The 14,792-nt window shown below is 58.6% G+C and carries 12 protein-coding genes and 1 riboswitch; of the genes, 5 read left to right on the top strand and 7 right to left on the bottom strand.

Annotation, left to right across the window (positions count from 1 at the left end; all coding sequences use genetic code 11):
* Positions 1-21: 21 nt before the first annotated feature.
* The 5 genes from Enr13x_RS00165 to Enr13x_RS00185 all read right to left on the bottom strand — a co-directional run bounded on the left by Enr13x_RS00165 (position 22) and on the right by Enr13x_RS00185 (position 5,426).
* A complete protein-coding gene (locus Enr13x_RS00165; protein WP_145384084.1) occupies positions 22-1,596 on the bottom strand; it encodes a type II and III secretion system protein family protein in 1,575 nt (524 codons plus the stop codon).
* A gap of 218 nt (positions 1,597-1,814) precedes the next feature.
* Positions 1,815-2,834 (bottom strand): Flp pilus assembly protein CpaB, encoded by a 1,020-nt coding sequence (gene cpaB, locus Enr13x_RS00170; protein ID WP_145384085.1) that lies wholly within the window; start codon positions 2,832-2,834, stop codon positions 1,815-1,817.
* A 278-nt stretch (positions 2,835-3,112) separates the two neighbouring features.
* Positions 3,113-3,670, bottom strand: coding sequence for an A24 family peptidase (locus Enr13x_RS00175; RefSeq protein WP_145384086.1), 558 nt, complete (start codon positions 3,668-3,670; stop codon positions 3,113-3,115).
* Between the two features lie 420 nt (positions 3,671-4,090).
* On the bottom strand, positions 4,091-4,270 hold the full coding sequence (locus Enr13x_RS00180; protein ID WP_095736646.1) for a Flp family type IVb pilin: 180 nt from the start codon (positions 4,268-4,270) through the stop codon (positions 4,091-4,093).
* A 160-nt stretch (positions 4,271-4,430) separates the two neighbouring features.
* Positions 4,431-4,529: riboswitch (cyclic di-GMP riboswitch) on the bottom strand.
* A gap of 717 nt (positions 4,530-5,246) precedes the next feature.
* Positions 5,247-5,426 carry a Flp family type IVb pilin gene (locus tag Enr13x_RS00185; protein ID WP_095736646.1) on the bottom strand — a complete coding sequence of 60 codons (180 nt, stop codon included), beginning with the start codon at positions 5,424-5,426 and terminating at the stop codon, positions 5,247-5,249.
* A gap of 451 nt (positions 5,427-5,877) precedes the next feature.
* Here Enr13x_RS00185 and Enr13x_RS00190 point away from each other — a divergent pair, with 451 nt between their 5' ends.
* The 4 genes from Enr13x_RS00190 (at position 5,878) to Enr13x_RS00205 (ending at position 10,449) form a co-directional block, all read left to right on the top strand.
* Entirely contained in the window at positions 5,878-6,414 is a 537-nt protein-coding gene (locus tag Enr13x_RS00190; RefSeq protein ID WP_145384087.1) for a hypothetical protein, read from the top strand.
* A gap of 116 nt (positions 6,415-6,530) precedes the next feature.
* On the top strand, positions 6,531-7,268 hold the full coding sequence (locus Enr13x_RS00195; protein WP_145384088.1) for an SGNH/GDSL hydrolase family protein: 738 nt from the start codon (positions 6,531-6,533) through the stop codon (positions 7,266-7,268).
* Positions 7,269-7,442: 174 nt separating this feature from the next.
* Entirely contained in the window at positions 7,443-9,224 is a 1,782-nt protein-coding gene (locus Enr13x_RS00200; protein WP_231744016.1) for a sulfatase, read from the top strand.
* Between the two features lie 163 nt (positions 9,225-9,387).
* On the top strand, positions 9,388-10,449 hold the full coding sequence (locus tag Enr13x_RS00205) for a thiamine phosphate synthase (protein WP_231744017.1): 1,062 nt from the start codon (positions 9,388-9,390) through the stop codon (positions 10,447-10,449).
* 68 nt (positions 10,450-10,517) lie between these two features.
* On the opposite strand, the gene recJ is transcribed toward Enr13x_RS00205, so the two are convergent.
* Entirely contained in the window at positions 10,518-12,281 is a 1,764-nt protein-coding gene (gene recJ, locus Enr13x_RS00210; RefSeq protein ID WP_145384091.1) for a single-stranded-DNA-specific exonuclease RecJ, read from the bottom strand.
* 196 nt (positions 12,282-12,477) lie between these two features.
* Positions 12,478-12,642, bottom strand: a complete 165-nt coding sequence (gene rpmG / locus Enr13x_RS00215) for a 50S ribosomal protein L33 (RefSeq protein ID WP_145384092.1) — start codon at positions 12,640-12,642, stop codon at positions 12,478-12,480.
* Between the two features lie 187 nt (positions 12,643-12,829).
* Between rpmG and Enr13x_RS00220 the strand changes: the two genes are divergently transcribed.
* Positions 12,830-14,728, top strand: coding sequence for a sulfatase-like hydrolase/transferase (locus Enr13x_RS00220; RefSeq protein ID WP_145384093.1), 1,899 nt, complete (start codon positions 12,830-12,832; stop codon positions 14,726-14,728).
* Positions 14,729-14,792: the final 64 nt, after the last annotated feature.

A 14,792-nucleotide genomic window follows, 5' to 3' on the forward strand; every position in this document is an offset into this window, starting at 1 on the left:
CCCTGGCCCGCATCCCGAGCATCAATACTCGTCAGGCGTGCTGATGATGACTCCCTCACCCACGACCGTCGGTTCGGCTCCCGGCAGGATGGCTCCCGGTGGCAACGCGGATCCTTGATCCAGAGTCGCTCCGGGTGGCAATCCCATGCCCGGCGACAGCAGACTTCCATGGGCCATCATGGCTCCGTTCTGCATCACGTTGCTGTGGATCATCGATGCGTTGCCGGAAACGGCCGGTCCGCTGTTCATCGAGCAACCGTCGCCGCCCAGCAAGTTGGGGACTTCGATGTGGCCGTTCATGTACAGATCTCGATCGTTGGGCGACATGCTGTTGAGTCCCGGACCGCCTCGCGGCACTTGGTGGGGATCCATCGCGTCGACCAGTTCCGGCGTCACGGTGATCAACAGTTCGATGTCGTTGCGCTGTTCGCGGACGGTGCGGAAGAACGTGCCGAGGACCGGTAATTCTCCCAGCAAGGGCGTCGCCCGAGTGGTCGATTCGGTGCGGCTTTGCAGCAATCCGGCGATCGCAAAGGTCTGTCCGGCTTGCAGTTCCACAGCCGTTTCGACGTATCGCTGGCTGAACGCGATGACGTTTGCCCCGGCGACGATCAGCGAACGCGATTCGTCGGGTTCTTTGACTTCCGGGCGGACTTCCAATCGCACGCGACCGGGTCCGACGACGAACGGCAGGAAGTCGACCGACGTCCCGTACTCCTCGTATCGGACCGAAATGTTTCCGTTGCCCGAGGGAACGATGTAGGGAATTTGACCACCGACGGTGAACCGTGCCGGCCGGCCGTGAGTGGCGATCACCGTGGGCTCGGCCAAGTACTTCACCAGATCCTGCTGGCGCAGAGCGGAGATGAAGGCGTTGAACTCCTCCCCCTGGAAGACATTGGTCGGGTCGGTGATCGCGCCCGGGTAACTGGTGAAGGATCGCGTGTCACCAATCCAGTCCCAGTCAACACCAAGCTCGCGAAGCTTGGTCCGAGAGACTTCCATGATGCGGGTGTGCAACAACACCTGTTGGACACCCACCACGCGAATGTTGTTGACGACCGTCGGATAGTATTGTTCCACGATGGCGATCGCCCGATCGACATCGTCGACGCTGGTGACGTAACCGGAGACGATCGCTGAGGCATTGACCGGCATCACCTTGAGCGTCGCCAGCGGCAGCTGGGACGACAAGATGCCTTCGATCTCGCGGGCGTCGGCGATCACCGTGATGTCGACCGTGTATTGCTTGTCCTCGGTGTCCCACAAATTGATTTGCGTGGTCCCGGGTGTCTTGGCGAACACCTGCAGCTGATTCTGCGAAATCGGTGTGGCACCGAGCACTTCTTCGTTGTGAACTTGGAATCGCGGGATCTTCGCCTCCAAGGTCAGAATGCTGCTCGACTTGACCAGCATTTGCATCCGTTCAACCGCACGTGTGATCGTGTGGTTGGCGGCGCCGGCTGTCGCAGCGGCAGAAGTCAGTTGAGCGTCGTCGACGTCTTGTGCGCCGGCATGAGTCGCGAGACACGCCACCGAGAAAAGGGCGATCAATTTGAGCGCGGCTGGGCGGACCGCATTTCGGAACATTTGCATCGCAGGTGCATCCTTGCAGAACCTTCGTCTCGGATCCTTCCGAAACACGATGCCGATGACTTTCACCATCGACATACATCAGTTCGTTGCGAGTAACGTCGGGATAAAAAAAGGGGACGGGTCACGCTCGCCGCTTCGGTCCGTCTGGCTTCAGAATTCGAAGCAAGGTCGTTCCTACAACGGCGAGTCTTGATTTACTTTGCTGATCTATCGAGGACTCACTCGTCAGATCCTTCTCCGCCTTCGGGCTGAAAGAAGGGGCTGTCGGCGCCTCGTAGATAATCATCGGAAGTGGGTTTGTTTTGGTCGGCTGATTGCTCGGCCGAATCATCCGTGGTCGCCAGGTCAAGCGCTCCGGTGTCTCCGACGACACGCGGCAACGGTTCCCCTTCCACCCATTCGTAAACAATCATTCTTCCGTTGATGATTTTTGTGGTGCGGAAGGTCGCTTTCTTCGGTCCGGCTTCCGCCTGTGCGACTTCTACGGGTTTTTCTTCCGCGGCAAGCTTTCTCAGCCGCTCTTGTTCGTCGCGACGGTCCTGCAGATCTCGCAGGAACTTGCGGGCCGCTTCGCTGGTTTCGCCTTCCGGGATACTTTCGTCATCGGCCGTCGGACTGCCCAGCGACAATGAGATCTCGCCGAGTTTCTTGGCAAAGTCAAAGGCTTCGACATCGGCCTTGCGGATCAGCAACTGGATGTCGCGAGCGGATCGTGTGCGTGGTTGGTCGGGATCGAACTTGGTGATCCCATCGATGCCGTAGACCTTGATGCCGGTCAACACATCGAGTGCCATGTCGCGGGCAAACATCTCACCCTTGGTGAAAAAGCCGCGGATGTCGACGCGGTCGCCGGGACTGACCAGGTTGACCGTTCCGTCACGGCCGGCCGGCAACGAGACGACGGCGTAGCCTTTCGGCACCACCTTGTCTTCGACTTCATTCATTAATTTCAGGTCCAACATCGGCTCGCCGGCATACAGCGGGACCTTGGCGAATCGTCCCTCAAACTGGCTCAGCTCCGCCGAGGCGCCCTGCGGGACGCGGTCGGCCGGCCACTGTTCCAGCCGAAGTTTCTCGGCGGTGATTTGTTCTTCGGGATTGATGGAAACCGTGGTGACCAAGATCTCCGCCATTTCCGTGGGGGTGCCGTTTTGTGCCTGCATCCACTGTCCGACTCCGACGGCCGCAACGGTGCCGCAGATGCCGGCAAGTAGCAAGAAAAGTGATTTGTTTCGCATGGCGTGTGCTGGTACCAGACCAGGTGATAACGTGTCGGGTGTGGAGGACTGAGCTGGGAGGAGGCTGTCAACCCACTCTCTTCACTCGGTTACAACCAGCGCCGGCCTGCAACCCTGCATGCTGCAGGCGTAGGGCTGGTGTAATAGGTTTGCTTTCTCTAGACGCCAAGGAGGGGCTAACTAGGATAAATTCTCAAAATCAGCACGCCTTGAGGGTTAATGCCACCCTAATTCAGGTGGATTTCCTGGTGTCCAAAAACAGACGTCTGTGCTTCCGTTCAGACCAACATTCCGGCGTAGGCAAAATAGAGAATGGATCCGATTGCCATCGGTATTCCGTATGGCAGCAAATACATGGTCGGTTTTCGCTCGCGGGCGATCTTGGAAAGCTCCGAAGGTTTCTTCACCGTCTTCCATTCTTCCAAAATTTGCAGCGCCATGGCGTAGTGTTTGGTCCAGTTCCCGCTCTTCCAGATCATGAACACGGCCATGATGCCGCCCACGATTGCGGTCGCGGCGAACGCGTAAAGCGTCACCACGGTGCCCAACCAGGCACCGACCCCGGCGAGCAGTTTCACGTCGCCGCCGCCCATTCCGCCGACGTTTCGCAACACCAGCAACAGCATCATTCCGACGAAGGTGCCCAACAGGCTCCAACCCAGTCCGGCCATCCCGCCCTGGATGGTGCAGTGAACCCAACCGCAGATGATGAATGGAAAGGTCAGCCAATTCGGAACCTTCAGGATGGCTCCATCGATGACCGCGGCGACGATCAAGACGACCGTGACAAACCAGACGGCCCAATTTTCAGTCAGACCCTGGATGATGGTTTCCATGGCGTAGTTCCCCGTGACGATTCTCTAGAAAGGTAGTTTGATGGTCGAAGTCAGGCCGCGGCGGAATCGCAAGGAAGGCCGGCGCGTCCGAAAGGCAGGAGGTGTGTGCATGCCGGTCGGCGGCATGCGGCGAGTGGATCACGCGATGGAATCAGCGCGGTCCCAACATCCAACTGAACATCGCAAAGAGCAACGTGATGAAACAGCACGAAAGCTGCCAAACGTGCTCTGCCGCATCAGTGGGAAGGAGTGGATAGTTCATGGTGGATTCCGTGGTCGCCCGAGACGGGTGGGCGCAAAAAAAAGAGACTCGACGTGACCGGTGTGTATGCGACTAAGCCAAACACCGGCCAATCGTCGAGAATCTCTCGCGGTGGTCGTCGGCGAAGCTTCCGTGGGAGGACTCCGCCAACGGCCCTATCAGTTAGCAGCGATTGCGGCGCCGACTTCTTCGAACTTCTTGTTCGACTCGGTACCAATCGTGCCGACTGCAGCCAAGCAAACGACGACGATCAGGGCCAACATCACAGCGTATTCCACTGCGGTCGGGCCATCTTCTTCCTTCAAGAACTCAACGATGCTATTAGCGAACTTTTTCATTATTCAAACTCCTCGGTGGGATGTCACTTGCGATGACGCCCGACGATGACTTACTGGTCCGATTCAACGTGAATAGGATCCCGGAAATGAAGCAGCCACGTCTCCAAAAGACTTGCCTCGGCAATCGCGATCGCATCGGAAATACGATCTCGACTGTTCCCTTGGCAGCTCGGCTATCCTTCGAACAAAGCGGTTTGCCTTGCCCACGGACCCGCAGCTTTGCGCCCCGCCCTTTCGGTGCGGTTTGCCTTTCTCTGGGGAGCCAGGCCGTCCGAGTATTCTGGTGACCGTCGTGTGGTCGAATCCTCGGCAGCAGGTCGTCGTGACCTGCTCTCAACGGAACCCTATGTCAGGAATCGGGTGAGTCAAAAAACTCCAGTTAGACAAAGCATTCTGCATCGGCAAAGGGTGACGTTGGTCGGGATGTAACACCTGCGCCGAGCATGACCCTCCGCGGCGGGATCCGTCTGGGTTGGAAAGCCAACACCCAACGCCCAACGCCCAACACCCAACACCATGGCATCGGCGCGGTCTGGCCGGGACCGGAACCCGAAGGCTTGCGCCCAATGCCACATACTTTGACGCCAAGCGGGGTGTTTGTTGTGAGCGGTAGGGCGCGAGCCCTCCGGTCTGTCACGGTGTTTTTGAAGCGCGACCGGACGGCTCGCGCCGTTCTGCTAACACCTTCAGAGCCGAAGAAAGTGGCATTGGGCTTGCGGGGCTTAAACCGACAGCCGGCTCGCGCCAGCGTCCGGGCCTCACCGTTGATGTCGATCTGAGGGGAATGAGTCGTGTCCGCCGTGTGGTTGGTGATCGCGTCATCCCCGGCGGACGCGTCACGGCCTGTTGATCGAGCGGTTTGCACCGAGGTGCCAGGTCGGCAAAAAAAAACGCCCCGGCGCCAATGATCGTTGGCGCCGGGACGTGTTTGGGCTGTGCCACAGAAGCGCTCGCGCTCCGGGCAGGAATCGTCCGCTTAGTTAGCGGCGATTGCGGCTCCGACTTCTTCGAACTTCTTGTTCGACTCGGTGCCGATCGTGCCGACTGCGGCCAAACAAACGACGACGATCAGGGCCAACATCACAGCGTACTCGACTGCGGTCGGGCCATCTTCTTCCTTCAAGAACTCAACGATGCTATTAGCGAACTTTTTCATTTTTCAATCTCATATGTAAGGAGCCTTCGAAATCGAAGACATCCATCGATGACTTAGTGGGCCATTCCAACGTGAAAAGGAACCCGGAAAAGAAGCAGCGACAACTCCAAAAAAGCGGAGTCGACCACCGTCCGAAACCGTGTCGATCAACCCTGCTTTCGCAGCGACGATCGGGTTTTCGGAAACGCGTCGTCACGGACACGTTCTCTACCTGGACCGTATGTCAGAAAGCTGAGGATGCAAAAATGTGAAGTGCTTAAATGTTCGCGCCGGCCGATCCGGGTTTATCTGTCACGGTCGTAGCGGTCAGTGTGAGCAAATCCCCGCTGGGACACCCCATTTCACTACCCAAGGAAGTCACACGGGGTTCGGAAAACGAACTGCGCCGTAGTCTCAATCGATGGAACTGAATCACCAAACGACATAAGGATGAACTCACCCGGAAGATTTCATGATGCAATTCAATACTCGACTGATCACCGCCGTGCTGTCCCTCACCCTCGTTGCTTCGTCAGGGTGCAACTACCTCAATTCGTTGATGAACAAGAAACCGGACGACCAAAAATTGAGCAAAGCGGAGATCAAACGAATGATCAAGGAGAGCGAGAAAGATCTTCCTCACCGCTTGGACGAAAATTTCACGCTGACGAAGATCACGATGGACTACGGTGGAACGCTCAACGGTTGGTACACCGTCAGCGACGAATTGACCGCACAGCTTCGAAAAATTGGGAATGTCAAAATCGAAGAAAAGATGCGGGAGAACATCGAAAAGCTTGATTTGGATGACTGCGATGTGCCGGAGCAGATCATCGAGATTCTGGAGCAGGATGATTTCGCGATTCAATATATCCTCGAAGATAGGTACGGATTGCCGATCGCGTCGGTCGTCATCAGCAAAGAGACGTTGGAAGGTGAACAACGGGTCGGGCGTCCGCAACAAAATCCCTTCGCCGTTCGCAACGTCTCCCAGAAGGGCGACAAGTAACACCCTCGAGAAATACGGCAATCAGTGCGGTCGGAGGGCCCGAGACAGAGGCACGGCTTGCCGGGGGTAAATATCATGAGGGGAATTGAAATCCATTTCCCCTGCCATGGAACCCGATGACCATGATCCGATTCGGACTCTGCCTGACCCTTGCGCTCGCCCACGTCGTTTCCGCCCCCGCCCAAGACGCCGCCAAAAAGGACGCCGCCAAAAAACCGGCGGCGAAAAAGGTCAACCCTGCCTTTCAACCCCCGGACGTCAATCCCAAGCTTCCCAATGTTCTGCTGATCGGTGATTCGATCTCCATCGGCTACATGGTCGCCGCACGCGCCGCGATGCAAGGCAAGGCCAACGTGTTTCGGCCGCCGACCAATTGCGGTCCGACGACACGTGGTTTAGATCAGATCGATCAATGGCTCGGTGATCGCATGTGGGATGTCGTTCATTGGAACTTCGGACTTCATGACCTCAAGTACCTGGGGCCCAAAGGCCAGAATCTGGCCGATCCGCAGGCCGACGGCTCGCACCAGCAGGTGCCGATCGACGAGTACCAAACCAACATCGAAAAACTGGCCCGCCGCATCAAGCAACAGGCAAAGACTGTCATTTGGCGCGAGACGACGCCGGTGCCCGAGGGCGCCGCCGGACGCGTCGTCGGTGATTCGGCCAAGTACAACGCGGCGGCCGCCAAAGTGATCGAGAAGGTCGGCGGAATTCAGATCGATCCATTTTTCGACTTCGCAGAGTCTGTCAAAGAACACCAGCGGCCCGCCAACGTCCACTACACCGCCGAAGGATCGAAGTTGCTCGGTGAGCATGTCGCCGAACTGATCGAGACCGTGCTGGCAGACTAAAACGGCAGCATCGCGGTGGCGGGATCCGCGCCGCGCAAGCCATCAGCTGAGTAACCGGCTCGGGCGATCGAAAGATTTTCTGGCCGGATGATCGGTTGGGGCGGAAACTGGCTTGGGAAAACAAAACAGATGATCACAAGAACGATTCAACGAACAATATTCGTCCTGCTTTTCTTGACCCTGAACAGTCTGGTCGCCATCGGGCCCCATGATGAACCGGCAACGACATCGCCGAACGTTTCTCAGAGCCGGAAACCGAACGTGTTGTTCATCGCCGTCGATGATCTGCGTCCGACGATGGGTTGTTATGGCGATGGGAACGCGATCACGCCGCATCTGGATGGCTTGGCCGACCGCGGCATCAGGTTCAACCGGGCGTACTGTCAGGTGGCGGTTTGCAATCCTTCGCGAGCCAGTTTGATGACGGGGTTGCGCCCGGACACGTTGGGTGTCTGGACGTTGCCGATTCACTTTCGCGAGGCGAAACCCGATGCCGTGACGTTGCCGCAGTGGATGCGCAGGCACGGTTATACGGCCGTCAGCCACGGCAAGATCTATCACAACCCGACTCCGGACCCGCAATCGTGGAGCGAACCGATTCGCAATCTGCCACGGTTGCCCACTTTTTATCCCGAGGGCACCCGTGACGTGGTTCGCAAGGCCATGAACGAGCTGCCGGCGAACGATTGGCGAAAGAACAACCTCCGCGGACCTGCGACGTCGGCACCGGATCTGCCGGACCACAAAGTGCTGGACGGAGCCCGCACGGACCTGTGCATCGAGGATCTGCGGCGACTTGGAAAATCCCAGCAGCCGTTCTTCTTGGCGATGGGTTACATCCGTCCCCACCTTTCGCTCGTCGCGCCAAAGAAATACTGGGACCTGTACGACCCGGACAAACTGCCCGTGTTGATTGGCGAGAAAATCCCGCAAGGCGCACCGCCGTATGCGATGCACAACAACAGCGAACTCTCGCACTATGTCGACCTGATCGGCATGCCCAAACCGTGGGACGACGACGAACTATCCGCCGACAAAGCCCGGCGTTTGGTCCATGGTTATCACGCCTGTGTCAGTTACGTTGACGCACAGATCGGTCGTTTGCTGAAGGCGCTCGACGAGGAAGGCCTGCGCGAAAACACGATCGTTGTTCTCTGGAGCGATCACGGATGGAAGCTGGGCGAATACCGCGGCTGGGGCAAGATGACAAACTACGAAATCGACGCCCGCGTCCCGTTGATCATTGCCGCGCCCGCGATGAAGACCTCAGGCCAGAGCACCGAGTCACTCGCTGGACTGCTGGACCTGTATCCGACGCTCTGTGAGTTGACGGGATTGGAGATACCAGACTTCGCGGAAGGCAAGAGCCTGGTGCCGATCCTTCGCGATCCCGACGCCGAGGTGCATCCATCGGTGACCAGCCAGTATTACCGCAAACACGAAGGCCGCGAGTACATGGGCTATTCCATGCGCACCGACCGATACCGCTACATCGAGTGGCGTGATTTCGGGACCGGAGAAGTGACGTTTCAAGAACTCTACGACCACAGCACCGATGACGGCGAATCCGGTTCCGCATCGAATCTCGGCAAACGTGAAACAAAGAACCTCGCCGAGACGATCGAACCATCCGTCCTGAACCGGCTCAGCAGCCTGCTGCGTTCGACACATCCGCCGAGGAAGTTGAACATGACGCCGGCGGTACACACCAGTCCCTCTGGCCCCGGGCGTTTGCCCGTCGACATGACGTTCGAAAACCGCGCCGACGTGGACGTCAAAGTGTACGCGATCACAACCACCGGACGCCGCGGACGCGGACGCACGCTCCAGCCCGGTGCTTCCATCACCCTGAACGCTCGCATCGGCGGGGCCTATGTGGTCGAAAGCAGCGATGGAAAAATTCACGAAATCCACTCGCCTAGCTGGCCAATGCGGACGGTCGTCATCGGGCAGTGAGCGAGCAAACGAGACGGCTGAGCCAAGTCACTGTGGTTGATAACGACGACAGGGGGGCAGACGTTCGATGGCTCGGTCGACAGGACGACCGGAATGCGAGATAACTTTCGTCGGCCGATGTCCGATTGATTGATTTCGTTGCCCGTTTGTTTGGACCATGCACGTGAACGATTCTCGACAGATCAGCTATCGAATTCTGGATGCGTCGGCCAATCGGGCGGCCGAGGGGATTCGCACGATCGAAGAGTTTGTGCGGTTCGGATTGGACGATTCGCAAGCCGCCGCCGTTGCAAAGGAGCTTCGGCACGAGCTTGCCGCCGCGCTGTCGCGGTTGAACCGCGCCGAATTGCTCGCCGCCCGCGATACCGACGGCGATGTCGGCACCACGCTGCAAACGGCGGCCGAGTACTCGCGGACGGAAATTGCCGACGTGATCACCGCTGCGGCTGAGCGGGTGCAACAATCCCTGCGGGTCCTGGAAGAGTACGGAAAGACGATCGACGTTGAATTCGCTCGCCAGATCGAATCGCTGCGCTACCGGGCCTACACGCACCATCGCCAGATCGAACTTCACGCGATCGCCAGCAGTCGGTCACGTCGATTGGCCGATGCGGTGCTCTATCTGTTGATCGATTGCGGTCGGTCGGAAGCGGAGTTTGTCGAAACGATTCGGTCCTTGTCAGATGCCGGCGTCGATGTCTTCCAGCTGCGCGATAAACAGGCTTCTGATCGCCAGCTCTATGAAAGAGCCAAATGCGGCGCCGTGATTGCCAAGGGTTGCGACGCGCTGTTCATTGTCAATGACCGCGCCGACATCGCGTCGTCTGCCGGCGCCGATGGTGTCCATGTCGGGCAAGACGAGTTGCCGGCGGGAATGGCGCGACGCGTCGTCGGCAGCGAACGTCTGGTCGGGGTGTCGACGCACGACATCGACCAAGTGCATCAAGCGATCGCCGGCGGCGCGGACTACATCGGCTGTGGCCCGACGTTTCCCAGCACCACCAAGTCGTTTGATGCTCATGCGGGCACGGCGTTTTTGAAACAGGTGCATGAGGAAACCCGACAAACGCCTCGGCCCGCGTTTGCGATCGGCGGCATCAATCAACAGAATCTTGATCAGGTGACCGCATGCGGCTTTCACCGGATTGCCGTCACCGCTGCGATCAACGACGCCGAGGATCCGGCTGCCGCGGCCAGAGCCCTGCGGCGTCAGCTATTGGGATAGGCTTCCCAGCGTTACCTTCCGGGCGGTCGCGTCGTTGTTTCGACGACCTGGAAAGGACCTCGCACGATTCAGCCGGTGGTGACACCGACGTGAACGGGTTTCCAATCGACGACGTGGATTTCCACGCGACGAAAGCCACGGAACTCGTTGATCACCGGGCGATAAGCGATTTGAATCGGTCCGTCACAGGCGTTGAGTTCATCGCACCAGTCGCCGGCGCCGAAGGCGACGCCGCGGACGGTCTTGCCGCCTTGATCCAGACGGACCGTCAGATGGCGATCACCGCTGCCCATGCGACGGGCCGGTTCGGCCAGCGTGACGTTCTGGCAGAGTAGCGTCGGACGTGGGTTGCCCGCGCCGAAGGGCTCGAGTGTTTCGATTTGTTTGATCGTGTTCAGGTTCAATTGGCCGAACGACGCTTCGGCATCGATCACGATCTCCGGCTCGATTTCACCGGCCGTCCATTGTTCAGAAATCGCTTCGCAAAAGTCTTCGCGGAAACCGTCGATTTGGCGTTCGTCGATCGTCAGTCCCGCGGCGGCTTTGTGTCCGCCGAACCGGACCAGTCGGTCGGCACAAGTGGCCAGCGCGGCGTGCAAGTCGATCGCCGTTCCACCGACGCGACCCGATCCGACCGCTTCCGCTTTCCCGGAGGCATCCATCGACAGGATGATGACCGGCTTGGCGTACTTGTCGCTCAGCCGACCGGCGACCACGCCGATCACGCCCTGGTGCCAACCGACGCCGGCCAGCACCAGCGCGGGGTCGTTTTCGGCGTCGAAGTTTTCTTTGATTTGCTTTTGTGCGGCCAGGGTGACGCTGCGCTGCAAGCTGTCGCGGTTCTTGTTGAGCTGGTCGATGTATTCGGCCAGGGCCGTGGCCCGTTCTTCGTTGGTTGTCGTCAACAACTCCACACCCAACTGAGCCTGTCCGAGTCGACCGGACGCGTTCAACCGGGGCGCCAGGTTGAACGCGATGCTCTCGGTGTTCAACGTTGATGCTTCATCCAGCTTGGTGATCTTCATCAACTCGGCCAAACCGGGCAGCGGTTCGCTGCCGAGCATCCGCAAGCCGTGCGAGACCAGAATCCGATTTTCGTCGACCAATGGAACGACGTCGGCGACGGTTCCGATGGCGGCCAACGACAGCGACTGCATCAGGTAGCGCCGCAAGGGTTCGGTCACTTTCTTGGATCCGCAGATCTTTTGACACAGTGACCAGGCTAATTTGAACGCCACGCCGGCACCGCAGAGTTCGCCAAAGGGATAATGCGTTCCGGGCAGTCGCGGGTGCACGATCGCGTCGGCGTCGGGCAGAGAGTCGTCGATCGTGTGGTGATCGGTAATGATCAGTTGCACGCCCAGCTCTTTGCAGAGTTCGGCGCAGGCGACGCTGGTGATGCCGCAGTCGACCGAGATAATCATCTTTTTTCCGCGATCGGCCAGTTTTCCAATCGCGTCGGCATTCAAACCGTACCCTTCCTCCAATCGATTGGGGACGTGGTAGGCGACGTTGCCGCCGAGCAGTTTCAAGCCGTTGTAGAGGATCGCGGTCCCGGTCATCCCGTCGCAGTCGTAGTCGCCGTAAATCGCGATCGGCGTTTTCGCCGCGATCGCCTCGGCCACCAACTCGGTCGCCTCGGGGACACCGGGCAATTCTTGGGGGTCACGCAGTCCCGTCAATTTTGTCGACAAGAAGGCGTCGGCGGCCTTGCGATCATAGACGCCGCGGCTGACCAAAAGCTGTGCGACAACGGGCGGCAATCCGGATCCACGGATCAGTTGGTCGACGCGGGCGGCATCATGGGGAACGATCCGCCATTTCCGTTTCATCCTTGGACTCACTTACGTTGAGGCGCGTGACGCGTTTCAAATCCGGCAGCAGCAGCGAAACACTACGGCCTACCGCGCAGGACGCAGTCTTTCGATGCAGGGCATGGAGGATCGCCGCCAGTCACAAGACTTGACGTCGGCCCTCCCTTCGCTGCGCTCAATTCCTCCCGCACACGGGAGGGTTCTTTCAAACGTCCTACTTTTTCTTTTCGCCGTGCCAGGTGTGGCGGCGCAGTCGCGGGCTGTACTTCTTCAGACGAAGCTTTTCGCCGCCGGCCTTACGCTTCAGGGTGTAGTTGTAGTCGCCGGTTTCTTCGCAAACCAGGAAGACTGTTTCAGCCTTTTTCTTGCTCTTAGCCATCGGAAGTCAATTCAGACAGGTGTGATTGTGGGGGTGCATGCCGTTTTTCGGGTCGCGGATTATGCCCGCTGGTCCCCTGTTTCGGCAAGCCTTGTTTCCAGTAAACCTGCTCCGGAGGGCGATTCGGGTTAGAATTAGCACCACCAAGGCCTCCTTCTTTGATCATTTTGCACTGGATTCCTTCCTGATGACGCGTTTCATCCCCCCCGTTTGTTTCTCCACGGTCGCTGCCAGTTTCGCGGTCGGCCTGGTTCTGCTGGCTCAGCTTTCGGCCACCGTGGACGCGGCCGACCCTCCCGGTCGACCCAACATCGTTTGGATCATGTCGGAGGACAACTCGGCGGATTACCTCCGTCACTTTGACCCCGCCGGGGCTCCGGCACCCAACATCGAAGCGTTGGCGGCCCACGGCGTGACCTTTGATCGCGCGTTCTCCAATGCGCCGGTCTGTTCGGTCGCCCGCACGACGTTGATCACCGGATGTTACGCCCCGCGGATCGGCACCCAATTCCATCGTCGACACGTCGCGATGCCGATGCCCGAAGACTTGCAGATGTTTCCGGCCTACCTGCGAGCCGCCGGTTATTACACGACCAACAACAGCAAAGAGGACTACAACGCGGTCAAGGGATCCGATGTTTGGAGCGACTCGAGTCGGAAGGCGAGTTGGCGGAACCGCCCAGATCAGTCGATGCCGTTCTTTCACGTGCAAACGTTCGCCGATTCGCACGAAAGCCGATTGCACTTCGGCGAAGCGCAAATGACGGAACCGACGGCGACCGATCCGGCCGACGTCAAGCTCCAGGATTACTTTCCCGATACGCCGCTGTTCCGCTACACCCGAGCCCGGTATCACGATCGGATGATGAAAATCGACGAACTCGTCGGCGGCGTGATCGACCAGCTTCGCGAAGACGATCAACTGGAAAACACGTTTGTGTTCTACTTCGGCGATCACGGCGGCGTGCTGCCACGATCCAAAGGCTACCTGTATGAATCAGGCCTGCACGTCCCATTGGTTGTTCGCGTGCCGGATCGGTTCCAATCGTTGGCCGCCCGTGAACTCGGTTCGCGCACCAACGGGTTTGTCGAGTTCGTCGATTTCGGGCCGACCGTGTTGAGCCTGGCCGGGCTGGAGCAACCCGAAGGTGTCGACGGGAAACCGTTTCTGGGGATCGACGCCGACCCGGACAAAGTCGATCGCCGCGACGAAACATTGGGGTACGCGGATCGGTTCGACGAAAAATACGAACTCGTTCGGTCGCTGCGAATCGGCGACTTCAAATACATCCGCAACTTCGAATCGTTTTATCCAGACGGGCTGCAGAACAACTATCGGTACAAGTGCCTGGCGTACCAGCAGTGGCGCGAGTTGCACCAACAAGGAAAACTGACCGGTGCGGCAAAGCAGTTCTACGAAGCCAAAGCGCCCGAGGCGTTGTATGACCTGGCGGCCGATCCGTACGAGATCAACAACTTGTGGTCGAATCCCGAGCACGCGACGCGCTTGAAAATGATGCGTGATCAATTGGACGATCGACTCAAGTCGCTGCCCGATCTGAGCTTTGTGATCGAAGCGGTGATGGTCGATGAAGCGATCAACAATCCGACGGTATTTGGCGAATCACACAGCGGACAAATCACCAAGTACATCGACACGGTGAACTTGGCGTTGCTGCCGAGCGAACAGGCGTTGCCGGGAATCCAAGCGGCACTCGAGGATGCCGATCCGTGGGTCCGTTACTGGGCGCTGGTCGCCTGCAGTTCGCTGGGTGAAGCCGCCAAACCGCTGACGCCGGCGATCGAGAAATTCCTCGTCGACGTCGAACCGCTCGTTGTGATCCGGGCGGTGGAGTATTTGGCCGTGCACAGCGACATCGACACCAAACCGTTCCTTTATCGCTCGCTGGAACGTGCGACCAACGAACCGGAACTGCTGCGGATGCTCAACACGATCGTCTTCCTGCGTGACTTCCACGGTTACGAAGTCGACCCGGATAAGTTTCAGTTCCTGCCGGTCTTGCTGCCGATCGATCCCAAGGGCGAAGTGATCCGCAGGTTGCAATACCTGAAGGGCGAAATTTAAACGGTGTGAAGACGGAGAGATGGCAGAATGATGAAGTGGCAGAATGATTTTAGGTCTGCGATCG

Source organism: Stieleria neptunia, assembly GCF_007754155.1.
GTDB lineage: Bacteria > Planctomycetota > Planctomycetia > Pirellulales > Pirellulaceae > Stieleria > Stieleria neptunia.

Excerpts from the sequence above, each read along its gene's own strand:
- recJ (WP_145384091.1), bottom strand. The coding sequence starts at position 12,281 with ATGAAACGGAAATGGCGGATCGTTCCCCATGATGCCGCCCGCGTCGAC.
- Enr13x_RS00165 (WP_145384084.1), bottom strand. The coding sequence starts at position 1,596 with ATGCAAATGTTCCGAAATGCGGTCCGCCCAGCCGCGCTCAAATTGATC.
- rpmG (WP_145384092.1), bottom strand. The coding sequence starts at position 12,642 with ATGGCTAAGAGCAAGAAAAAGGCTGAAACAGTCTTCCTGGTTTGCGAA.
- Enr13x_RS00185 (WP_095736646.1), bottom strand. The coding sequence starts at position 5,426 with ATGAAAAAGTTCGCTAATAGCATCGTTGAGTTCTTGAAGGAAGAAGAT.
- Enr13x_RS00180 (WP_095736646.1), bottom strand. The coding sequence starts at position 4,270 with ATGAAAAAGTTCGCTAATAGCATCGTTGAGTTCTTGAAGGAAGAAGAT.
- Enr13x_RS00190 (WP_145384087.1), top strand. The coding sequence starts at position 5,878 with ATGATGCAATTCAATACTCGACTGATCACCGCCGTGCTGTCCCTCACC.
- Enr13x_RS00220 (WP_145384093.1), top strand. The coding sequence starts at position 12,830 with ATGACGCGTTTCATCCCCCCCGTTTGTTTCTCCACGGTCGCTGCCAGT.
- Enr13x_RS00175 (WP_145384086.1), bottom strand. The coding sequence starts at position 3,670 with ATGGAAACCATCATCCAGGGTCTGACTGAAAATTGGGCCGTCTGGTTT.
- cpaB (WP_145384085.1), bottom strand. The coding sequence starts at position 2,834 with ATGCGAAACAAATCACTTTTCTTGCTACTTGCCGGCATCTGCGGCACC.
- Enr13x_RS00195 (WP_145384088.1), top strand. The coding sequence starts at position 6,531 with ATGACCATGATCCGATTCGGACTCTGCCTGACCCTTGCGCTCGCCCAC.